Source organism: Mesorhizobium sp. M0923 (assembly GCF_040319365.1).
GTDB lineage: Bacteria > Pseudomonadota > Alphaproteobacteria > Rhizobiales > Rhizobiaceae > Mesorhizobium.
The window spans coordinates 161,685-180,678 of sequence record NZ_JAMYNW010000002.1; the positions used below are offsets into that span (position 1 = coordinate 161,685).

Below are 18,994 nucleotides of genomic sequence, written 5' to 3' on the forward strand. Positions count from 1 at the left end.
GGCGAGTTGCAAAGACACCGGATCACCAACGAGCAGTGGCAGGTGAAGACGAAGCCGCCGCCTCGAAACGATGATCACAGGCTAGTGGTCGCGGCGACAATCAACCCGCCCAAGACGGCAACATTGATGGTGAAGCCGGTACGAAGCACTTCGCGTTCATCGCCGCTGTAGCGCCAGAAGTTGAGCGCCATGAAAGACGCCGCAATGGTGAACACGGCCAAGGCCGCGGCGGGAAAGGGTCCACCAAGGCCCGTTGCGAGGCAAAAGCCGCCGCCGATCTCAAGCACCGATCCGGCCGCGAGAAGAGGCTTGGGAGCAGGAAAGCCCCGTTCGGCCAGGGACGCTGCAATCGCCCGGAATCTGAGGAAATGCTCGGCGCCTGCCCAGATAAAGACGCCGCCGAGCAAAACCAGTCCGAGGTGGTGGAGGACCGCGATCATTCCTTGCTGCCGTCTTCGGTGTAAACCGCAAGCTCGTAACCATCCGGGTCAGCGAAATGGAAGCGCCGGCCGCCGGGGAAGCCATAGATCGGCCTGACGATCTTGCCTCCCGCTTGCTCGACACGCTTGACCGTTGCCGGCAGATCATCGGCATAGAGAATGACGAGCGGGCCTCCTCCCGATCTCGCTGGGCCAGCGGCGAAGCCACCTGACAAGCGCCCGTCGTTGAACTCGCAATATTGCGGGCCGTAGTCGATGAAGGTCCAGCCGAATGCCTTTCCGTAGAAGTCGCGTGACCGCTGAATGTCTTTCACGTTGAATTCGACGTAGTCGATCCGTTGGTCGTTGTTGTTGCTCATGACGCATACCTCTCGTGTGATGTACGACGCCGAAAGATAAGCACGCATCTCGCTTGCCGGATTGAACAAAACGGCCATCGACGTATGAGCCGCAAACGGCGCCGCCGATGGCGATGCACGTGACATCACCCCTCATCTGCCCTCTTCGTTCCGGCCGGAAGAAAACAACCGATTCTTGCAACCGTTCTCGATTGGCAGACGTTGTCGGTCGTGCAGATTGTTGTCTCGAGCGACGGCCGGGCGCAGCCGCTGCGCCGTAGGTTCACCGCCGCTAATCCGAAGGGGAGCGAGATGAGCGATCCCGTCCCAGCGCAGGCAACGGGTACATTTCAGCAACGTCCAGTGTCGGCGCGGCTTCGCGCGACCTTCGCTTCGGTGTGGGTGCATCGAATGGACCCGGCGGGCTCACCGCCAATCGCCGTCATGCCCGACGCAACGATCGATCTGCAATGGATCGGAGGCAGCTTCCGAATTGCCGGACCTGACAAGGAGCCGCAGACCGAGGTTCTAGCGGCGGACGAGGTCGTGATCGGCTTGCGCTTCCATCCTGCCACGGCGGCGGCATGGCTCGGCGTGCCGCAAATCGAGCTGGTCGGTCAGCGGCTGTCGCTCGACGTTTTGTGGGGAGCGCGAGCCCGGCGCCTCGCCAGCCGCGTGCGCGCCAGCGACAATCTCGAAGATCTGGCCTGCTCGCTCCAACAGGTCGTCGCCGAGGAGATGGCCTCCGACGCCCCAGACGTTCCCATGCAGGCGGCATATCGCTTGATCGAGCGCGGTTCGCCACCCGACGCGCCTCTCGTCCCTTGGTTGATGCGCGCCCTCGAAATGAGCGAAAGGACGTTGCGCCGGCGCTTCAACGAGAGCTTCGGCTATGGCCCCAAGACGCTTGAACGTATCCTCCGCTACCAGCGCTTTCTGCGGCTTTCGAACCAATCGAACAGCGCTACGGCCATCCTGGCAGCCGAGGCGGGCTATTCCGACCAGGCGCATCTTGTTCGCGAGAGCCGACGCCTGACAGGAAGCACCCCGCGACAGATTCATCACCTGCTGCACGGCGAGTGAAACCTCGGCGCGTTCTTCGACTTGGCGGCACGCTTTTGGCCGTTTTGTTCAAGTCTTCACTGTCGCCCGACTTTATCCTGGTGTCTCCGACAACCAGAGGAGACTGCCATGAAACCGCGCATTTCGGTTTTGACGATCGCTGTCGCCAACCTCGAGAGTTGCCTCGTGTTCTACCGCGACGGCCTCGGCTTGCCGACGGAAGGGATCATCGGCCGCGAATTCGAGCATGGCGCCGTCGCGTTCTTCACGCTGTCCGGCGGGTTGAAGCTCGCGATCTGGGCTCAGGACGACCTCGCCTACGACACCGGCCTGCCCAAAGCGCCGATCAGTTCGACCTCGTTCACAATCGGCCACACGTTGTGCGCCGCGAGGAAGTCGATCAAGTGATGGATGAGGCCGCCCGTGCCGGAGCCGAGATCATCAGGCCTGCCCGGGACACGTTCTTTGGCGGGTATGCCGGATACTTCCGCGACCCGAACGGACACCTGTGGGAGGTCGTCTGGAACCCCGCCAACATACCGAGTGAGGATTCTCTTTAGGGCGGCGCGGACCTGCAGTATCGAACGGCGTTAGTCATCCCCAGTGCTGGCAAATTCTGTCGGCATCGGGGCGGGCGGCCATGCTTTCCCTGGCAAACGAAGCCAGCTCGACGGCAGTCCACCAGTCTTAAGGGGCTGATTGTGTAGCTTTATCCAGATTCGCCTCGCCTGCATGGCGCATCATGCGGCGGAAGCTCATTGAGATATGCGCCCGCCTTATGTGCCCTATGGACTCCCAGTCGCCGATCTCGGCGGCGGCAAGGACCTCTTCCATTTCGCGGCGGAACGCGGTGAATTCCTCGACAAGGCCCAATTGCGGCATCAGCTTCAGGACGACGCGCGCAACCTGAAAATACAGGCGCTCGCTGATCTCGCGCAGTGGCTGGTTGCCGGTCATCGCCGTGAGCTCGTAAAAAAAGTCCATGTTGAGGCGCAGGAAAGCGCGCTGGTCGGGATTGAGTATATCGGCATCGCAGCGCGCGATGAGCGCCCGTATCCGGTCGAGGTCGTCCGCCGTGCGCGGGATCGGTGAAAGCTTGCCGACGAGGAGCGCCAGCTCCAGGCGCAAATGATAGACCTGCTGCAATTCCTCGATATCGACGTCGGTGACGATCGTGCCGACGCCGTGGACGGATTGAACCAGACCCTCGGATTCAAGGCGCGCCAGGACACGCCGGACCGGCGTGCGGCTGATCTCGAATTCCTGGGCAAGTTCTTCCTCGGACAGACGGCTTCCCGGCGCATAGACGAGCAGACAGATGCGGTCGCGCAATATCCGGTAGATGCGCTCGAACCGCTCTCGCGCGGAGAGCGGGCGCGGCGGCGCGGCGGTCACCGTCGTGGGCGGCTTGGCCTTTGTCTCGATCGTCACCCAGCCTCCAGGACAGCGTGCAGGAATTGCCGTGTCCGCTCGTTCTTGGGAGCACCAAACAGTTCGCTTGGCGGCCCCTGCTCGCAGATCTTGCCTTGATAGAAGAAGCAAACGCGGTCGGAAAACTCCTTGGCGAAGCCCATCTGGTGGGTGACCATCAGCATGGTTAGATCATGCTCGCGGCCGATCTGCCTTATCACCTGCAGCACTTCGCCGACAAGCTCCGGGTCGAGCGCAGACGTCACCTCGTCGAACAGCATGATCTTGGGCCGCATGGCAAGCGCCCTGGCGATGGCGACACGCTGCTGCTGGCCGCCGGAAAGCTGTGACGGATAGTGGTCCTTCTTCTGGGCCAGACCGACCAGCTCCAGCAGCTCCGCCGCTCTTGCCTCGGCGTCCGCCCGCTTCATGCCGAGCACCGTTATCGGCGCCTCGATGCAGTTCTGCATCGCCGTCATATGCGGAAACAGGTTGAACGACTGGAACACCATGCCGATCTTGGCGCGGATCTTACGGATATGGGCGAGATCGGCGGGAACAAGCTTGCCGTTCCTCTCCATATGGGTCAGCGGCTCGCCTTCGACCCAGATGACGCCGTCATTGATCGTTTCCAGCGTCATCAGCATGCGCAACACCGTCGTCTTGCCCGAACCCGACGGACCGATGACGGAGACTTTTTCGCCGCGCGCTATTTCGAGATTGAGCCCGTCGAGAACGGTTAACGTGCCGTAGCGTTTCGATACATTGTCGAAGCGGACCATCGGTTGTTCCGTCATCGCGTGGTCCTCCGGTTGAGCAGCCCTTCGAGGGAGCGGATGAGCGCCGCCGAAACCAGGCTCATGGCAAGGAAAAACAGGCCGACCAGCGTGATCGGCTCGGTGTAGCGGAACGTTTCGGAGCCGATGATCTTGGCAGTCTGCATCAGTTCCATCACGGCGATTGCGGAAAGCAACGGCGTCTCCTTGAACAAGGCCACCAGATAATTGCCGAGCGCCGGAACGATCGGCGGGATCGCCTGCGGGATGATGATGTCGCGAAACGTCGTCCAGGACGAGAGATTGAGCGCGATCGAGGCTTCCCACTGGCCGCGATGGATGTTGTCGAAACCGGCGCGATAAACCTCGGAGCAATAGGCGGCGTAGTGGATACCGATGGCCAGCACCCCGGCGGTGAAGGCGTCGAGCACGACACCGAATTTCGGAAAGACGAAATAGAGAAAGAATATCTGGATGAGCAGCGGGGTCGAGCGGATCAGCTCGACCAGCACCGAAATCGTCCAGCTGGTCCATGGCACGGCGATGCGGACGACCGCCAGCACCAGGCCGAGCGAGGCCGCAAGCGCAAAACCGATCAGCGTCGCCTCGATGGAAATGATGGCGGCGCGGGCGAGCACCGGCAGGATTTCCAGGGCAAATCCCCAATCCCAGATCATGCCGCCTTCCCCCGCGCCAGTCCGAGCGACGCCCGCCTTTCGAGAAGCCGCATGCCGATGGTCACAACCAGCGACATTGCCAGGTACATCAAAAGGACGAGGGTGAAGATCGGAATGGTCTTGAACGTGTTCTGGTTCATTTGCTGCGCCTTGAAGGCGAGGTCCGAAAGCGTGATCAGCGAAACCAGCGCTGTCGATTTCAGAAGCTCGATGAACAGATTGCCCCAGGGCGGGATCATCGCGACAAAGGCCTGCGGCAGGATGATCCGGCGCAACATCTGTGGGCGGCTCATGTTCAATGCCGTACATGCTTCCCACTGCCCGCGGGCGACGGACAGGATCGCGCCGCGCACGCACTCCGATCCGTAGGCGCCGACATTCAGGCCGAGTGCGAGCACCGCCACAACGAACGCGTTGATCGTGACGCCGAATTGCGGGAGCACGAAAAACAGCCAGAACAATTGCACCAGTGCCGACGTTCCGCGGAAGATCTCGACGTAAACCGTGGCCAGCCATCTGAGCGGCGTCGGGCCGTACATCCTTGCAAGTGCTGCAAGCACGCCCATGATAATTGCGAGCAGGCTGCCGAGGACGGCGATCTCGACTGTCAGGACCGCGCCTTGCAGCAGCCCCGGCATGAACACTCGGTAGCTTTCCTGTGTTGCCAAGGCACCGATCACGACGAGCGCGATGACCAGCATGGCAACGAGCGTACGGATACCCATGCGATTCCCCCGGGGAAAAAGGGCGGCGCTTTCGCGCCGCCAGCAGTTGGGAACCTATTTGCCAACGCAGAGCTCTGCGGTGGTCTTGTTGGGGAGATAGTCCTTGCCGAAGCCGAGTGGCTCGACCAGCGCGATATGCTCCGGCGAACCGAGGAACTTCTTCAGCTCGGCGTTGAACGCCTCCTGCAGGTCGGTGTCTTCCTTGCGGAAGCCGAAGCCGCCATGACCTTTCACCGACTTGCCGGCGACCTCGCCGAAGGGCTTGGTCGATTCGACGCCGTCGGCTTTCTTGGCCATGTCCGCGATCGAAAGAGCGGTCAGTGCGGCAGCGTCGGCGCGGCCCGACTGGACGGCGGCGACCAGGCTGGACTGGTCGGGCAAGGAGACGATCTGCCCACCGGCAACGCCCGCTTCCTTGGCGAAGCCGCCTTCGACGGCGCCGGCCATCACGGCAAGCTTGAGATCCGGATTGTCCTTGATGCTGGAAAAATCCTTGATGCCTTTCGGATTGCCTTTTGCCACCAGCATAGCCTCGCCGATGCCGTAGGACGGCTCGGAGTAGTTGATCTCAGCGCAGCGCTTCGGAGTGATGAACATGCCGGCGGCGATGATGTCGAAGCGGCCGGCCTTGAGACCCGGAATGAGCGAGCCGAATTCGGTCAAAACACCGTCGACCTGCGGTATGCCCATCTTGGCGAGCACCGCCTTGGCGACTTCCGGCGCTTCGCCGGTCAGCTTGCCGTCTGGCGTGGCGTAACCGAACGGCGCCTCGTTGGCGAAACCGACGCGGATGTAGCCGTCCTTCTTGGCCCGTTCGAGGGTGGTTTCCGCGTGAGCGGACAGCGACGTCAATGACGTCGCGGCGAGCGCGATGCAGGCAGCCGCTTTCACGACCATGCGGCGCGATATCGATGATTTGAGCATGCTTTTCTCCCATTGAACAACTGTGGATGGTTCCCAGGGCGCGGCCTTCTTCGAGGTCGACGCCTGCTGATCAGACGTATACAACTGCCCTAGACATTTCGCAAGCAGAGATATAGAAACCATGTAAATTCGGCGCTAATTCGTAGTTATCCAACAAACTTGACGTCGAGTTGTGCACAATTTCGCCTGGTTTGCCCATTTACAAGAGGGCAACAGCGTACCCAGAAGGCAGGACTTCGGTGGCGACCGCGAACGAGTTCGGGACATTCACGCAAGCGGAGTATGGGCAGCGCCTGGCCGGCGTGAAGACACGCATGCAAAAAGCCGGCTTCGATCTCGTCGTCTGTCAGGATCCAGCCAACATGTGCTGGCTGACCGGCTATGACGGATGGTCGTTCTACGTTCCGCAGTGCGTGCTCGTCCATCTGGAGGAGGACCGGCCGATCTGGTTCGGCAGGGCGCAGGATGCCAAGAGCGCACGCCTAACCACCGGCCTGCCCGAGACAAACATCGTGCCGTTCTCGGAACGGCTGGTGCAGCAGCCGGTCGAACACCCTTATGACGAACTCGCGCAACTGATCCGGTCGCGCGGCTGGGGAAAGGCCCGCATCGGCGTCGAGATGGACGCGCATTATTACACTGCGCGCTGCCACGCCCACCTTGTCGAGGGGCTGCCCGACGCGCACTTCGCCAACAACCACGATCTCGTCAATTGGGCGCGGCTGGTGAAATCCGAAGCCGAGCTGGTGCTGATCCGCGAGGCGGGTGCGATCTGCACGCATGCAATGAACCGCGCCATCGAGAAAATGCGACCCGGTGTGCCTCAGAACCATGTCATTGCGGAAATCTATCACGCACAGATCATGGGCGTGCCCGGAGCGGGCGGCGACTATGCCGCGATCTGTCCGCTGATGCCCGTTGGCGAAGGCACCAGCACGCCGCATCTGACGTGGTCCGACGCGCCGCTGCCGGACAGCGGCCTCGCCATTCTGGAGATCGCCGGCGTGCGCCGCCGCTATCATGCAGCCCTGACCCGGACGGTACATTTCGGCAAGCCGCGGCAAGCCATCCTCGACATGGCCAAGGCGATCGTCGAGGGCGTCGACGCTGGCCTCGAGAAGGCGCGCCCCGGCAACACCGCCGAAGAGGTGGAAGCCGTCTGGCAGGCAGTCCTGCGGAGGAACGGACTGAAGAAGGAAAGCCGCGTCGGCTATCCGGTCGGGCTCGCATACCCGCCCGATTGGGGTGAACGCACCGCAAGCCTTCGTCCCGGCGACACCACCGAGATGCAGCCTGGGATGTGCTTCCATTTCATGGCCGGCGTTTGGCTCGACGATTTCGGCATCGCCATCTCGGAATCGTTCGTCGTCACGGAACGCGGCGGCGAACGCCTCTGCGATGTGGCGCGCGAACTCATCGTTATCGATTGACATGGCGGCCGGGAAGCCGGCTGCCGAAAAGACCATGCCTGCCACCAAGCCGGCAACAAGCACGAGGACGCCCGATGGACCGTAATCCCTTTTCCGAAGCCGAAATCGCCGGCCGCCTGGCCAAGGTCCGTACTACACTGGCCGAGCGTGAGCTCGACGCGGCGGTCTTCGCCTCGCCGGAGAACGTCTTCTATCTCATCGGGCTCGATCACTGGGGGTATTTTGCCCCTCACCTGCTGATCGTCCCGCTCCAGGGAAAACCTGTCCTGGTCACCCGCTCGATGGAAAAGGTAACGATCGAGAAGCAGGTGAAGGCAGCGGAATTCCGTGGCCACTCCGACAGCGAAACCGCGGCCGACCTTGCGGCGCGGGTACTTGCGGAGCTCGGCCTGTCCAGCAACCGGATCGGCCTCGAATACTGGACGGCCGGCCTTAGCCATGGACTTGCCGTAGCACTCCAGATGCAAGCGGATGCCAAGTGGAGCGACGTCTCCGGTCTGATCGACAAGATGCGGCGGGTGAAGAGCGCCGAGGAACAGGTGCTGATGCGGCGCGCCGCAAAGGTGACGGACGCCGCCGCCGGTGCCGCGATCGCCGCGATCTCGGATGGCGCTTCCGAACAGGAGGTCGCCGCCCAATGTGTTGCGGCAATGATCCGCGCCGGCGGTCATGCGCCGGGCTTCGGACCGTTCATCCGCCCGGCCGCGCGCCTCGGTGAAGAGCACACGACCTGGGGCGACGGTATCTACCGCAAGGGCGAGCCGGTCTTCGTCGAACTGTCCGGCTGCATCTCACGCTACCACGCGCCGCTCGGCCGGCTCGTTCGCATCGGCCACATCAGCGACGAAGACGCCACAATGGCGGCGGTGACCGCCAAGGCGTTCAACGCTGTCGTCGAGGCGCTGCGGCCGGGCGCCAAGGCGCGCGATGTCTACGCCGCCTGGCAGGCCGTAGCCGACGAGGCCGGTCTTTCCCACTATCGCCGCCATCACTGCGGTTACCTGGTTGGCGCTGGCCAGCCGCCATCATGGACCGGCGGCAATTCGGTGACCGGCTTGAGGCACGATTCCGACCTTGAGATCGAGACCGGGATGAGCTTCCACATCCTGTCGTGGCTGATGGGAACCGGTCGCGGCGATGACTTCGTCTCCAACACGGTGCTTTTGACCGACGCGGGTGCTGAAGTGCTCACCCGCACGCCGGCCGGCCCGATCGTTCGATAGGCCCGCACGTATGGCGCGCTACTCGGCACTCTCGATTTTCCGCAACGCGCTGTCTGGCCAGAAGAATTGGCAGCGCGCCTGGCGGGCGGCGGAGCCAAAACCGTCCTATGACGTGATCGTCATCGGCGGCGGTGGACACGGCCTCGCCACCGCCTTCTACCTTGCCGATAACCACGGTATCCGCAACGTCGCGGTGCTCGAAAAGGGCTATGTCGGCGGCGGCAATGTCGGCCGCAACACCACCGTCATCCGCTCCAACTACCTGCTCGACGGCAACACCCAGTTCTACGAATTCTCGATGAAGCTCTGGGAGACCATGTCGCGGGTGCTGAATTTCAACGTCATGTTCTCCCAGCGCGGCCAGCTCGTCACAGCGCATTCGGCCGATCAGCTCGACGGTTTCAGCCACCGCGCCAACGTCATGCGGCTGAACGGCATCGATGCCGATATCCTCGACCGCGAAGAGGTGCGCCGGCTGGTGCCCTATCTCGATTTTGCCGACACTGCCCGCTTCCCGATCCATGGCGCCATCTTCCAGGGCCGGGCGGGCACGGCACGCCACGACGCCGTCGCCTGGGGCTATGCGCGCGCCGCCGATAGCCATGGCGTCGACATCATCCAGAACTGCGAGGTGACAGGCTTCCTCCGCGACGGCGACAGTATCGTCGGCGTCGAAACGACGAAAGGCCGGATCGGCGCCGGCAAGGTCGGCCTCGCTGTTGCCGGGCATACATCCGTGCTCGGTGCCAAGGCCGGCCTTGAACTGCCGATCGAAAGCCACGTCCTGCAAGCCTTTGTCACCGAACCGCTGAAGCCGCTGGTAGATCACGTCGTCGCCTATGGCGCCGACCACTTCTATGTCAGCCAGTCCGACAAGGGCGGGTTGGTCTTCGGCGGCAATCTCGACGGCTACAATTCCTACGCCCAGCGCGGCAATCTCGGCGTCGTGCGCGAGGTGGCGGAGGCGGCGATTGCATTGATGCCGTGTATTTCGCGCGTCCGCCTGCTGCGCCACTGGGGCGGCGTCATGGACATGACCCCCGATGCCAGCCCGATCATCTGCCCGACGCCGATCGACGGCCTCTATCTCAACGGCGGCTGGTGCTATGGCGGCTTCAAGGCAACGCCAGCTTCCGGCTGGTGCTTCGCCCACACGATCGCCACCGGCAAGCCGCATCCCTTGATCGCGGCCTACGGGCTCGATCGTTTCCGCACCGGCCACACGCTCGATGAGGCCGGCGTCGGCCCTTCCGCTTGGCTGCAATAGGAGGCGGAACAAAATGCTGCGCATCGAATGCCCCTGCTGCGGCCCGCGCGACCATGACGAGTTCCGCTACGGCGGCGATGCCTCGGTCACGCGTCCGGCCCATGACGATCGCGATCCGGAGGCCTGGTACCGTTACGTCTATATCAGGACAAACCCGGCCGGCCCGCACCGTGAATACTGGCAGCACGTGACCGGTTGCCGGCAATGGCTGGTGGTCGAACGCGACACCCGCAACCATGCCGTCGCATCAGTCGACTTCGCCAGGAAATCAACTCTCAGGAAATCACCGGCATGAGTTCGAACCGCAAACGCCTGCCGGTGGGTGGCCGTATCAGTCGCGAGGTGCCGCTCGATTTCACCTTCGACGGCCGCAAGCTGATTGGATACCGCGGCGACACCCTTGCCTCCGCGCTGCTCGCCAACGGCGTCACTCTCGTCGGGCGCAGCTTCAAATATCATCGCCCGCGCGGCATCTTTTCCGCCGGGCCGGAGGAACCGAATGCGCTGGTTACGCTCGGGATCGCAGGCAGGCGCGAGCCGAACCTGCCGGCGACGACACTGGAACTCGCCAACAGCATGGACGTGGAAAGCCAGAATCGCTGGCCATCGCTGGCCTTCGACGTACAAAGCGTCAACGGGCTGTTGGCGCCGTTTCTGTCCGCCGGCTTCTACTACAAGACCTTCATGGGCCCGACGCGCCGCGCCTGGATGTTCTACGAGCACTTTATCCGCAAGGCGGCCGGTCTGGGCAGAGCCGGCACCGGCCCGGATCCCGACCGCTACGAGGTTCGTCATGCTTTCGCCGATGTCGCAATTGTCGGCGGCGGCCCGGCGGGATTGTCAGCAGCGCGGGCAGCCGCCGCGGCCGGGGCCCGGGTCGCGCTGATCGAGCAGGATTTCCTGCTTGGCGGCCAGCTTCTGGCGGAACCGTCCGACAGCGCAGCGGCCGCATGGTTGAGGCAGGCCGAGGCCGAGTTGAAGGGCTTCGAAACCGTCGTGCTGATGAAGCGGACAACCGCTTTCGGCAGCTATGACGGCAATGTCATCGGGCTGGTCGAACAGCGCGATCCAACCGGTCCGAAGCCGAACGGCGAGGCGCGGCAAACGGTCACCATGCTGCGCGCCCGCTCGATCGTTTTCGCCACTGGCGCCATCGAGCGACCGATGGTGTTCTCGAACAATGACCGGCCCGGCGTCCTGCTTGCCTCAGCCGCCCGGACCTATCTCAACCGTTTCGCTGTCCTGCCGGGCAAGAAAATCATTGTCGCCACCACCAATGACGGTGCCTGGCGCACCGCCTTCGACTATGCCGCAGCCGGCGCGGAGGTGACGGTTGCGGATCTGCGCGCAGTCCCGCCCGCAGCACTTGCCGCGGAAGCCGCACGGCTCGGCGTAATGATACGGGCCGGGACGCGGATCGTCGACCTGCACGGCGGCCATGCCGTCAGGCACGTAACGCTCAACGGGCCGGAGGGCCAGTCCTCGGCCGCCTGCGACCTGGTCTGCGTGTCCGGCGGCTGGTCGCCAACCGTGCATCTCACCTCGCACCTCGGTGTCAAACCTGTCTATCGCGACGATATCGGCGGCTTCGTGCCGGGCGCGTTTCCGGCCGGCCGGCTAGGTGCCGGCGCGATGATTGGGGCCTATGCAACTGCCGATGCCATCGAGGACGGTCATCGCGCCGGTAGCGACGCGGCAGCCTCCGGCGGCAAGTCGGCGCCGGTTCCCGCTCCGGCCAAACTCGATCTCGGCGACACCGCCACGACGCTACTTCGCGAAGCGCCTTCCGTCGGACATGGAAAAGCCTTCGTCGATTTTCAGATGGATGTGACGACGAGGGATATCGAACTCGCCCATCGCGAGGGCTATGAATCGGTCGAGCATCTGAAGCGCTACACCACGCTCGGCATGGGTACCGATCAAGGCAAGACCAGCAATTTTCCGGCGCTTGCCGCGATGGCGGCGCTGCGCAACGCAACGATTCCCGAGACCGGCGTCACGACCTTCCGCCCGCCCTATACGCCGGTTGCCATCGGGGCGCTTGCCGGGCGCGCCATCGGCCATCATTTCAAGCCGATCCGCCGCACGCCAATGCACGACTGGCACATGGCCAACGGCGCCGAGATGCTCGAGGTCGGGCTCTGGATGCGGCCCTATTTCTACCGGCAGTCCGGACATGACGTGAATGAAGCCTATGTCGCCGAAATGCGGAATGTACGTCAGGCCGCGGGGCTGATGGACATCTCCACGCTCGGCAAGATCGACGTCCAGGGCCCGGATGCGGCAATCTTCCTCGACCGCGTCTACGCCAACGGCTTTGCCAAGCTGGCGGTCGGCCGCGCCCGCTACGGCGTCATGCTGCGCGACGACGGCATCGTCTTCGACGACGGGACCACGACGCGGCTGGCGGAAAACCGGTTCTTCATGACCACTTCGACCGCCAAGGCCGCCGATGTGCTGTCGCGTCTCGAATTCCTGCTCGACACGGCCTGGCCGGATTTGCGCGTGGCCGTCACTTCGGTCAGCGACGAATGGGCGGCGATGTCGGTTGCCGGGCCTAACAGCCGCGCGATCCTGAATGCAGCGTTTCCCGCTCTCGACGTTTCCGACGCGGCGCTTTCGCATAGGGGACTACTCGAAAGCGAATGGGGGGGCCGTGCGCTCCGCATCCTACGTCTCAGTTATTCCGGCGAGCGCGCTTACGAAGTCTATACCGGCGCCACTGCCGGTGAACAGCTCTGGAGCCGTCTGCTCGAAGCCGGCAGACCATTCGACCTGAAGCCTTACGGCGTCGAGGCGCTAGGTGCGCTGCGCGTCGAAAAGAGCCATGTCGCCGGACCTGAAATCGATGGACGCACGACGCTCGACGATCTCGGCCTCGGCCGCATGGCCGGCAAGCGCAGCGGCTTCGTCGGCGACGTCCTGCGACGGCGCCCTGCCCTCCACGCGCCCAACCGGCAGCGCCTGGTCGGACTGGAATGCATCGAGGACGGAAAACGCCTGCGCGGCGGCGCCATCCTGTTCCTGCCGGATGAGAAACCCTATGGCCATGGGCGCGGTCGCATCACCTCCGTCACTTTCAGCCCCGAGCGCGGCCATTATGTCGGGCTGGCCCTGCTTGCCGGCGATGTCGCGGCAGAAGGAAGCGAGGTCGTGGCGGTCTATCCGATGAAGGCCGAAACAGTTCGCGCCCGCATTGTCTCGCCAGTATTCCTCGATCCACAGGGAGAACGGCTGCATGGCTAGCTTGACCTCTTCTCGGGATTTCAGCCTATCCGTGGCCGATTGTCCGCTTATCCAGATCGAGGGCTGGGACGGGACACTGAGACAATTCGAAAAGAGCGTCTCGGCGTCGCTCGGCACGAAACTTCCCGCTTCGGTCGGAGAGACGGTTCGCCACAAGGGGCTTCTAATCATCCGCATTGCACCTCGCCGCCTCTGGCTGGTTCTCGACGAAGGCACGCAAGCGCCCGCACTTTCCGTCGACCCCGATCTCGGCTGTTCTGTTCCCCTCGGCGAAGGTCGTGTTCGTTTGAAAATGGCCGGCCCTGACATCGCAAGGCTTCTGTCCGGCTGCATTCCCGTCGACTGGCACGCGCCGGCCGCCGCTCCGCGCCGCGCCGTGCAGACATCCTTCCATCATGTCTCCGTGCTCTTCCTCCGCACCGGCGAGGCCGCGTGCGAACTCATCGTGCCGCGAAGTTTTGCCCGCAGCCTCTCGGATTGGATTGCGGATGGCTAGCCAATGGTGGTTTCTCGGGCAAGGATCGGCTTTAGCGGCCGATCCAAGCCGCTATCACGAAACCCCGTTTACTCTCTTGCTGGCCAGTCTTGCAGAAGCGTAATCCCAAATTTCGGCGCGGCTGCTTTGAGCCGCTCGATATCGGCAGGCGTCGGCGGCCCGACCACCTCTCCCTTGCCGAGTTCATGGCCACCTTCGGCGAGGAACTGCTCGAACACACTTGGCGTGTCTATCAGGATGTAGCGAACGGGCTGGTTGCCGGGATTCATGAGCTGGTGCGGGATGCCGCGCTTCAAAAACATGCTCTCACCGGGCGAGAGCGTTCGGACCTCGCCGGCCACAATTGCAGTCAGCTGCCCTTCGATGACGTAGACTGTCTCGTCGTCATTCGCGTGAACATGGATTGGTGTTTTCGTCTGCCCGTCGCTTCGGTTTTCGAAGAGACTCAACAAGCCTCCCGTCTGTTCGCCGGAGACCAGTCGCTTCGTGACGATGCCTGCGAGCACGAATTCCTTTGGGTCAACATCTGTCATTGATCCAATCTGCCAGGTACATTCGGAGTAGGCCCGTACCGTGCCGTCAAGCAGACAAACTGCGCAGCGACATCCGGCAAACGTCGAACGGGCTCACGGGTTCCCGGTCGCCGGAGTTCCCTCTTCCCAAGCTCACTTTGGACGAAAAGCCGGCTAACCGGACATGCTGGCCGACACCGACATACGCCAACTCGAGGGCGCCGCAGAGGTCCGTCTAATTGACGGCGAAGCTGCAACGGGCTGCCAGACTCTCGCCAGGGCCAAGCACCGACAGTCCATTCCATTTGTCGATCGAACCACGATTGTGAGCATCGACCGCATGACTGACCGGTTCAAAACAGAAGAAGTCGCTCTCGTCCGATGGCGAATAGACCAGGTAGAAGTTCAAGGGCGACGAAGCTTCAATCCGCAGGCTGCAACTGTGCTCCGGCCACGATATGGTAGCGACGCCGTCCCAGCCGGCAAACAGATTGTTTATCCATCCGCTCGGCAATACGGCCGGGGCGCCGAAATCCCAATCGGGACGGGTTTTGACATCCACAAACCGTTCGGGGAGATGGCTGGGCAGTTCGAGACAAACCTGCGAGGCCGGCGCATGAAGCGCGGTCCGTGCCGTTCTCGGGAACCATGGATGGATACCAAGCCCGAACGGCAGCCTGACCGAGGCCCGATTGACGATGCGAAGCTTCAGCTCGAGCCCTTGTCTGGCTAGCGCGTAGCTCACATCGGCGCGATATCGGTATGGGCCGGGTCCTTTGCTGATAAGGGATAGCTTTGCGTTATCTTGCGCTACGCTGTCGACGTCCCACTCGCTCGAAAATCCATTGCCGTGAACGGGAAATGGCTCGCCTGCAACATTGGCAGGCAGTTCGTGGAATTTGGAGTCGAATGTGAATCCGCCGCCCGAGATGCGATTCGACCACGGCAAAAGCAGGTTGCAGGCAAGGTCGAATGGGTTGCTGCTCCCGCCGTTTGGCCAAGGCCTGAAGATCGGCACGCGCCCATGGTCCAGTCTCGCAAGACCTGCCCCAAGCGACGGGACGATTTCAGCGGACAGGTCTCCGCTTCCGATTTTGATCGTTCGGACCATCAGTTTCAGACGGTATCGGCCTTGGCAGCGGCGATCGGCTGTGGATGGCGGCCTTTGCGAGCCACTGCAAGGAGGTCGTTCGACGCGATCCCGATGAGCGCCTTCATCTGATCGTGAGCGTCGTCGGCCCTGCGCATCCGGATTGCCTCCAGCACGTCGCCATGCGCGCTCAGCGTCTGCTGGTAATTAGCGGTGGCCGATGTGGTCAATCGGAAGGAGAAGCTGAGGGCGGCAGCAAGCATATTGCCGAGATTGGCGAACACCGGGTTGCGGCTGGCACGAAGGATGGCGGTATGAAACCTGACGTCGGCATCGAGACACGCAGCAAGGTCGTCCTGCGGAGCAATGCGCATGGCCTCATAGGCGGCTTCGATGACTGCGAGATCGCCTGACGTCGCCATCTTGGCCGCAAGGTGGGCGGCCGCGGGTTCAATGATCAGCCGCGCCTCGATCAATCCGCGGACGAAATCGAGATCGGGCTCGATATCGCGCATCCATTCCAGAACCTGTGCATCCAGCCTGTTCCATTCGCTCGACACGCGCACACGCGTCCCGGCCCGCTTGCGTGCCTCGATCAATCCTTTCGCCGAAAGCGTCAGAAGAGCATCGCGAAGCGCCGTGCGGCTCGCCCCGTAGATAACGCAAAGTTCAGCTTCCGTCGGCAAGACGGAGTGCTGCGCGTAGGAGCCGGCGAGGATTCGCTGTCCGAGATCGCGTGCGATGCGATCCTTGAGCGATGACGTGGCGCCATCTGCGGCAGGAATGTCCTGCTTGCCTTGGCCAGTCGAAGCGATCGCCGTGTCCATCGTCATGTCCTGTTCAAGTGGTACTCGGCAATTACCACAGCAAGTATCAGCAGCGAGCCCTTGGCAAGCAACTGATAGAAGGTTGGCACGGACGTCAGTATCATTCCGTTGTTGAGGACACCAATGATGGCGACGCCCAGTAGTGCGCCGACGATCGTGCCCTTACCGCCCTGCAAGGCGCAGCCACCCAGAACGGCCGCTGTGATGGCCTCGAGTTCCAGGCCTTGGGATCCGGATACGGGCTGCCCCGAGCCGGTACGGGCAGCCAACAGAATCCCGGCCAATCCGGCCGCCACTCCACTCATGATGTAGATGCCGACACGGTAGCGGTTGATGTTGATGCCGGAGAAGCGTGCAACAACGGGATTGCCGCCCAGGGCATAGATGTTGCGGCCAACGATCGAGCGGGCAAGGAAGAGATGGAACACGATCGCGGTCAGCAAAAGAATCCAGATCAGCAGAGGCAGGCCGAGGATTCGTCCGATCCCAATGAAGCGGAAAGTGTCGCTGAAAATCGCGATCGATTGCCCATCGGATATGATGAACGCGATGCCGCGGAAGATCGCCATCGTACCGAGAGTCGCGATGACAGCGTTGACCCGCCCGTAGGTGATGATGATGCCGTTCACGAGGCCGGCAAGACCACCCAGGACCAGGCCGGCAAGAATGCCCGCTGCCGGCGATCCGGTCGCCTGGATGGCCATTGCCGTCGATACTGTGGTCAGACCGACGATTGCGCCGACGGCAATATCAAGCCCGCCGGCGACGATGACCACGGTCTGGCTCATCGCCAGGACGCCCAGGATGGTAATGCCCAGACCGATGTTCAGCAGGTTTCGGCTCGAGAAGAACACGTCGCCTCTCAGAGTGCCGAAAATGAGCACGAGAATGGCGAGAGCAACCAGGAGGCTTATGTTGTGAATGCCGATGCGCTCTGCCATGCGCAAGGAAGGGCGTCTTTTGCCGGTTTGTGTTGTTGCTGTCCTGAGCTCAAGGCTGTTCACTGAATTTGTCCTCCGAGCGATGCTACAGATTGCGGCATGGCGTGCTTCAGGATCGTGGCCTCATCGATGTCTGGGCGGGAAAGTTCGGCCGTGATCCGGCCTCCAGCCATGACAAGCACCCTGTCGGCGAGCCCGATCAGTTCGGGCATTTCCGAGGAAATCAGGATTATGCCGATACCGCTTGCGGCGAGTTCATCGATCAGGCGATAGATTTCCGCCTTGGCGCCGATGTCGATGCCGCGGGTCGGCTCGTCGAGGATGAGAAGCATCGGCTGCCGGGCAAGCCAGCGCGCGAGAACGACCTTCTGTTGATTGCCACCCGACAATTTCGAAACCTGTTCGTCGAGGTTGGGCGCCTTGATCGACATCTTTGCTGCAAGCGGTGAGACGATCTCCAGTGCCTTGCGCCGGTTGAAGAAGCCGAAGGTCGACGTCTTGTCGGGCACGCAAAGCGAGGCGTTGTCAAGAATGCTTCGGAACAGCAGCAGGGCCTCGTGCTTGCGGTCTTCGGGGGCGAAGCCGATGCCTGCCACGATCGCTGCATGCGGACTGTTGGGGCCAACGGGCACGCCGCTCATCGTTATGGTTCCGTCGAGGCGCCGATCATAGCCGACAATCGCCTTTGCCAGCTCGGATCGACCCGCACCCATAAGGCCGGCAATGCCGAGCACCTCGCCGCGGCGGACCTTGAGGCTCACATCGGTGACGTGGTCGGTGGTCAAGCCCGCCACCTCCAGCAACGGTAGCCCCGATTGCCACGTCTCGCGCGTAAACAGATCGGCGATGTCACGGCCGACCATGAGTTTGGCTATGGTCTGCTCGCTGGCACCGTCCGCGCGGGAATCGTCGACCAGCCGGCCGTCCCGCAAAACGACAATGCGATCCGCAAGGTCGATGACCTCGTTCAGCCTATGAGAGATGTAGACGATCGAAGTGCCCTCTTCGCGCAGCCGCCGAATTACTGAAAACAGACGGCGCGCTTCGTCGTCGGTCAGCGACGAGGTCGGCTCATCGAATGCGATCAGCTGGCCGCCAGCACGTATGGCGCGCATGATTTCGATCATCTGGCGCTGTGCCGGGCCGAGCGTGCTGCAGAGTTGACGCGCCCGCATATCCTGCTGCATGCCGAAGGTCGCAAGCACCTTGTCGGTCTGCTCCTCGAGCCTATGCCAGTCGAGCAGGACGCCTGCCAGCCGTGGCAGTTCGCCGACGAAAATGTTCTCGGCCACGGTCAGGTTCGGAACGATCTCCGGCTCCTGATGGATGACGCGTATTCCGGCTCTGTGGCTGTCGCGCGGTTCGCTGAAAACGATCGGCGTGGAGCCATACAGCACGGTGCCGGTGTCCGGTGCGAACACGCCCTCGAGAATTCGCATCATTGTCGATTTGCCGGCGCCATTCTCGCCAACCAGAGCGAGCACCTCTCCTGGCCGAAAGGCAATCGAGACATTGTCGAGCGCCTGCACGACGCCGAAGCGCTTCGATATCCTGTCGAGCGAGAAGAAATCCGATTGCATCAAAGCTCACTCCCGAGGATCGATCCCGTG

General features: G+C 62.6%; 19 protein-coding genes and 1 pseudogene. 8 read left to right on the plus strand and 12 right to left on the minus strand.

Translation table 11 applies throughout. The annotated features are described in order from the left end of the window. Nucleotides 1-74: 74 nt before the first annotated feature. Together NKH89_RS04530 and NKH89_RS04535 are read right to left on the minus strand one after the other, a co-directional pair. Nucleotides 75-407: a DoxX family protein gene (locus NKH89_RS04530; RefSeq protein WP_352814192.1), complete on the minus strand. Its 333-nt coding sequence runs from the start codon at nt 405-407 to the stop codon at nt 75-77. A gap of 29 nt (nt 408-436) precedes the next feature. Continuing rightward, entirely contained in the window at nt 437-799 is a 363-nt protein-coding gene (locus NKH89_RS04535; RefSeq protein WP_352908446.1) for a VOC family protein, read from the minus strand. Nucleotides 800-1,090: 291 nt separating this feature from the next. Here NKH89_RS04535 and NKH89_RS04540 point away from each other — a divergent pair, with 291 nt between their 5' ends. Both NKH89_RS04540 and NKH89_RS04545 read left to right on the plus strand, forming a co-directional pair. Further along, nucleotides 1,091-1,861: an AraC family transcriptional regulator gene (locus NKH89_RS04540; protein WP_352908447.1), complete on the plus strand. Its 771-nt coding sequence runs from the start codon at nt 1,091-1,093 to the stop codon at nt 1,859-1,861. 108 nt (nt 1,862-1,969) lie between these two features. Continuing rightward, nucleotides 1,970-2,400, plus strand: a pseudogene (locus tag NKH89_RS04545) (VOC family protein). Between the two features lie 127 nt (nt 2,401-2,527). Here NKH89_RS04545 and NKH89_RS04550 read toward each other — a convergent pair. The 5 genes from NKH89_RS04550 to ehuB are packed head-to-tail and all read right to left on the minus strand — an operon-like array spanning nt 2,528 to nt 6,352. After that, nucleotides 2,528-3,271, minus strand: a complete 744-nt coding sequence (locus NKH89_RS04550) for a GntR family transcriptional regulator (protein ID WP_023717025.1) — start codon at nt 3,269-3,271, stop codon at nt 2,528-2,530. Then, a complete protein-coding gene (gene ehuA, locus NKH89_RS04555) occupies nt 3,268-4,047 on the minus strand; it encodes an ectoine/hydroxyectoine ABC transporter ATP-binding protein EhuA (RefSeq protein WP_023717024.1) in 780 nt (259 codons plus the stop codon). The genes NKH89_RS04550 and ehuA overlap by 4 nt, the downstream gene beginning before the upstream one ends. Continuing rightward, nucleotides 4,044-4,703, minus strand: a complete 660-nt coding sequence (ehuD, locus tag NKH89_RS04560) for an ectoine/hydroxyectoine ABC transporter permease subunit EhuD (protein ID WP_352547624.1) — start codon at nt 4,701-4,703, stop codon at nt 4,044-4,046. Before ehuD ends, ehuA begins: the two co-directional genes overlap by 4 nt. Further along, nucleotides 4,700-5,428, minus strand: a complete 729-nt coding sequence (gene ehuC, locus NKH89_RS04565; protein WP_352788277.1) for an ectoine/hydroxyectoine ABC transporter permease subunit EhuC — start codon at nt 5,426-5,428, stop codon at nt 4,700-4,702. The genes ehuD and ehuC overlap by 4 nt, the downstream gene beginning before the upstream one ends. Before the next feature lie 54 nt (nt 5,429-5,482). Next, nucleotides 5,483-6,352, minus strand: coding sequence for an ectoine/hydroxyectoine ABC transporter substrate-binding protein EhuB (gene ehuB / locus NKH89_RS04570; RefSeq protein WP_352813447.1), 870 nt, complete (start codon nt 6,350-6,352; stop codon nt 5,483-5,485). 239 nt (nt 6,353-6,591) lie between these two features. On the opposite strand from ehuB, the gene NKH89_RS04575 reads away from it, so the two are divergent. The 6 genes from NKH89_RS04575 to NKH89_RS04600 all read left to right on the plus strand — a co-directional run bounded on the left by NKH89_RS04575 (nt 6,592) and on the right by NKH89_RS04600 (nt 14,014). After that, nucleotides 6,592-7,782 (plus strand): M24 family metallopeptidase, encoded by a 1,191-nt coding sequence (locus tag NKH89_RS04575; protein WP_023717020.1) that lies wholly within the window; start codon nt 6,592-6,594, stop codon nt 7,780-7,782. A 74-nt stretch (nt 7,783-7,856) separates the two neighbouring features. Next, nucleotides 7,857-9,005: a M24 family metallopeptidase gene (locus NKH89_RS04580; RefSeq protein ID WP_352846160.1), complete on the plus strand. Its 1,149-nt coding sequence runs from the start codon at nt 7,857-7,859 to the stop codon at nt 9,003-9,005. 10 nt (nt 9,006-9,015) lie between these two features. Continuing rightward, on the plus strand, nt 9,016-10,272 hold the full coding sequence (locus tag NKH89_RS04585; protein ID WP_352639183.1) for a sarcosine oxidase subunit beta family protein: 1,257 nt from the start codon (nt 9,016-9,018) through the stop codon (nt 10,270-10,272). Nucleotides 10,273-10,285: 13 nt separating this feature from the next. After that, the gene (locus NKH89_RS04590; protein WP_352639182.1) at nt 10,286-10,567 is read left to right on the plus strand and encodes a sarcosine oxidase subunit delta; all 282 of its coding nucleotides are present in this window, start codon (nt 10,286-10,288) and stop codon (nt 10,565-10,567) included. Further along, on the plus strand, nt 10,564-13,518 hold the full coding sequence (locus NKH89_RS04595; RefSeq protein WP_352639181.1) for a sarcosine oxidase subunit alpha family protein: 2,955 nt from the start codon (nt 10,564-10,566) through the stop codon (nt 13,516-13,518). The genes NKH89_RS04590 and NKH89_RS04595 overlap by 4 nt, the downstream gene beginning before the upstream one ends. Continuing rightward, on the plus strand, nt 13,511-14,014 hold the full coding sequence (locus tag NKH89_RS04600) for a sarcosine oxidase subunit gamma family protein (RefSeq protein ID WP_352908448.1): 504 nt from the start codon (nt 13,511-13,513) through the stop codon (nt 14,012-14,014). The genes NKH89_RS04595 and NKH89_RS04600 overlap by 8 nt, the downstream gene beginning before the upstream one ends. 68 nt (nt 14,015-14,082) lie before the next feature. Here the strand turns inward: NKH89_RS04600 and NKH89_RS04605 are convergent, their stop codons facing one another. From NKH89_RS04605 to NKH89_RS04625, 5 genes are all read right to left on the minus strand, one after another. Continuing rightward, nucleotides 14,083-14,547, minus strand: a complete 465-nt coding sequence (locus NKH89_RS04605) for a cupin domain-containing protein (protein ID WP_352908449.1) — start codon at nt 14,545-14,547, stop codon at nt 14,083-14,085. Nucleotides 14,548-14,761: 214 nt separating this feature from the next. Further along, a complete protein-coding gene (locus NKH89_RS04610; protein ID WP_023717013.1) occupies nt 14,762-15,637 on the minus strand; it encodes an aldose 1-epimerase in 876 nt (291 codons plus the stop codon). Between the two features lie 5 nt (nt 15,638-15,642). Beyond that, nucleotides 15,643-16,443, minus strand: a complete 801-nt coding sequence (locus NKH89_RS04615; protein WP_245278497.1) for a FadR/GntR family transcriptional regulator — start codon at nt 16,441-16,443, stop codon at nt 15,643-15,645. 2 nt (nt 16,444-16,445) lie between these two features. Next, a complete protein-coding gene (locus tag NKH89_RS04620) occupies nt 16,446-17,447 on the minus strand; it encodes an ABC transporter permease (protein ID WP_023717011.1) in 1,002 nt (333 codons plus the stop codon). Continuing rightward, nucleotides 17,444-18,964 (minus strand): sugar ABC transporter ATP-binding protein, encoded by a 1,521-nt coding sequence (locus NKH89_RS04625; protein ID WP_352483848.1) that lies wholly within the window; start codon nt 18,962-18,964, stop codon nt 17,444-17,446. The genes NKH89_RS04620 and NKH89_RS04625 overlap by 4 nt, the downstream gene beginning before the upstream one ends. Nucleotides 18,965-18,994: the final 30 nt, after the last annotated feature.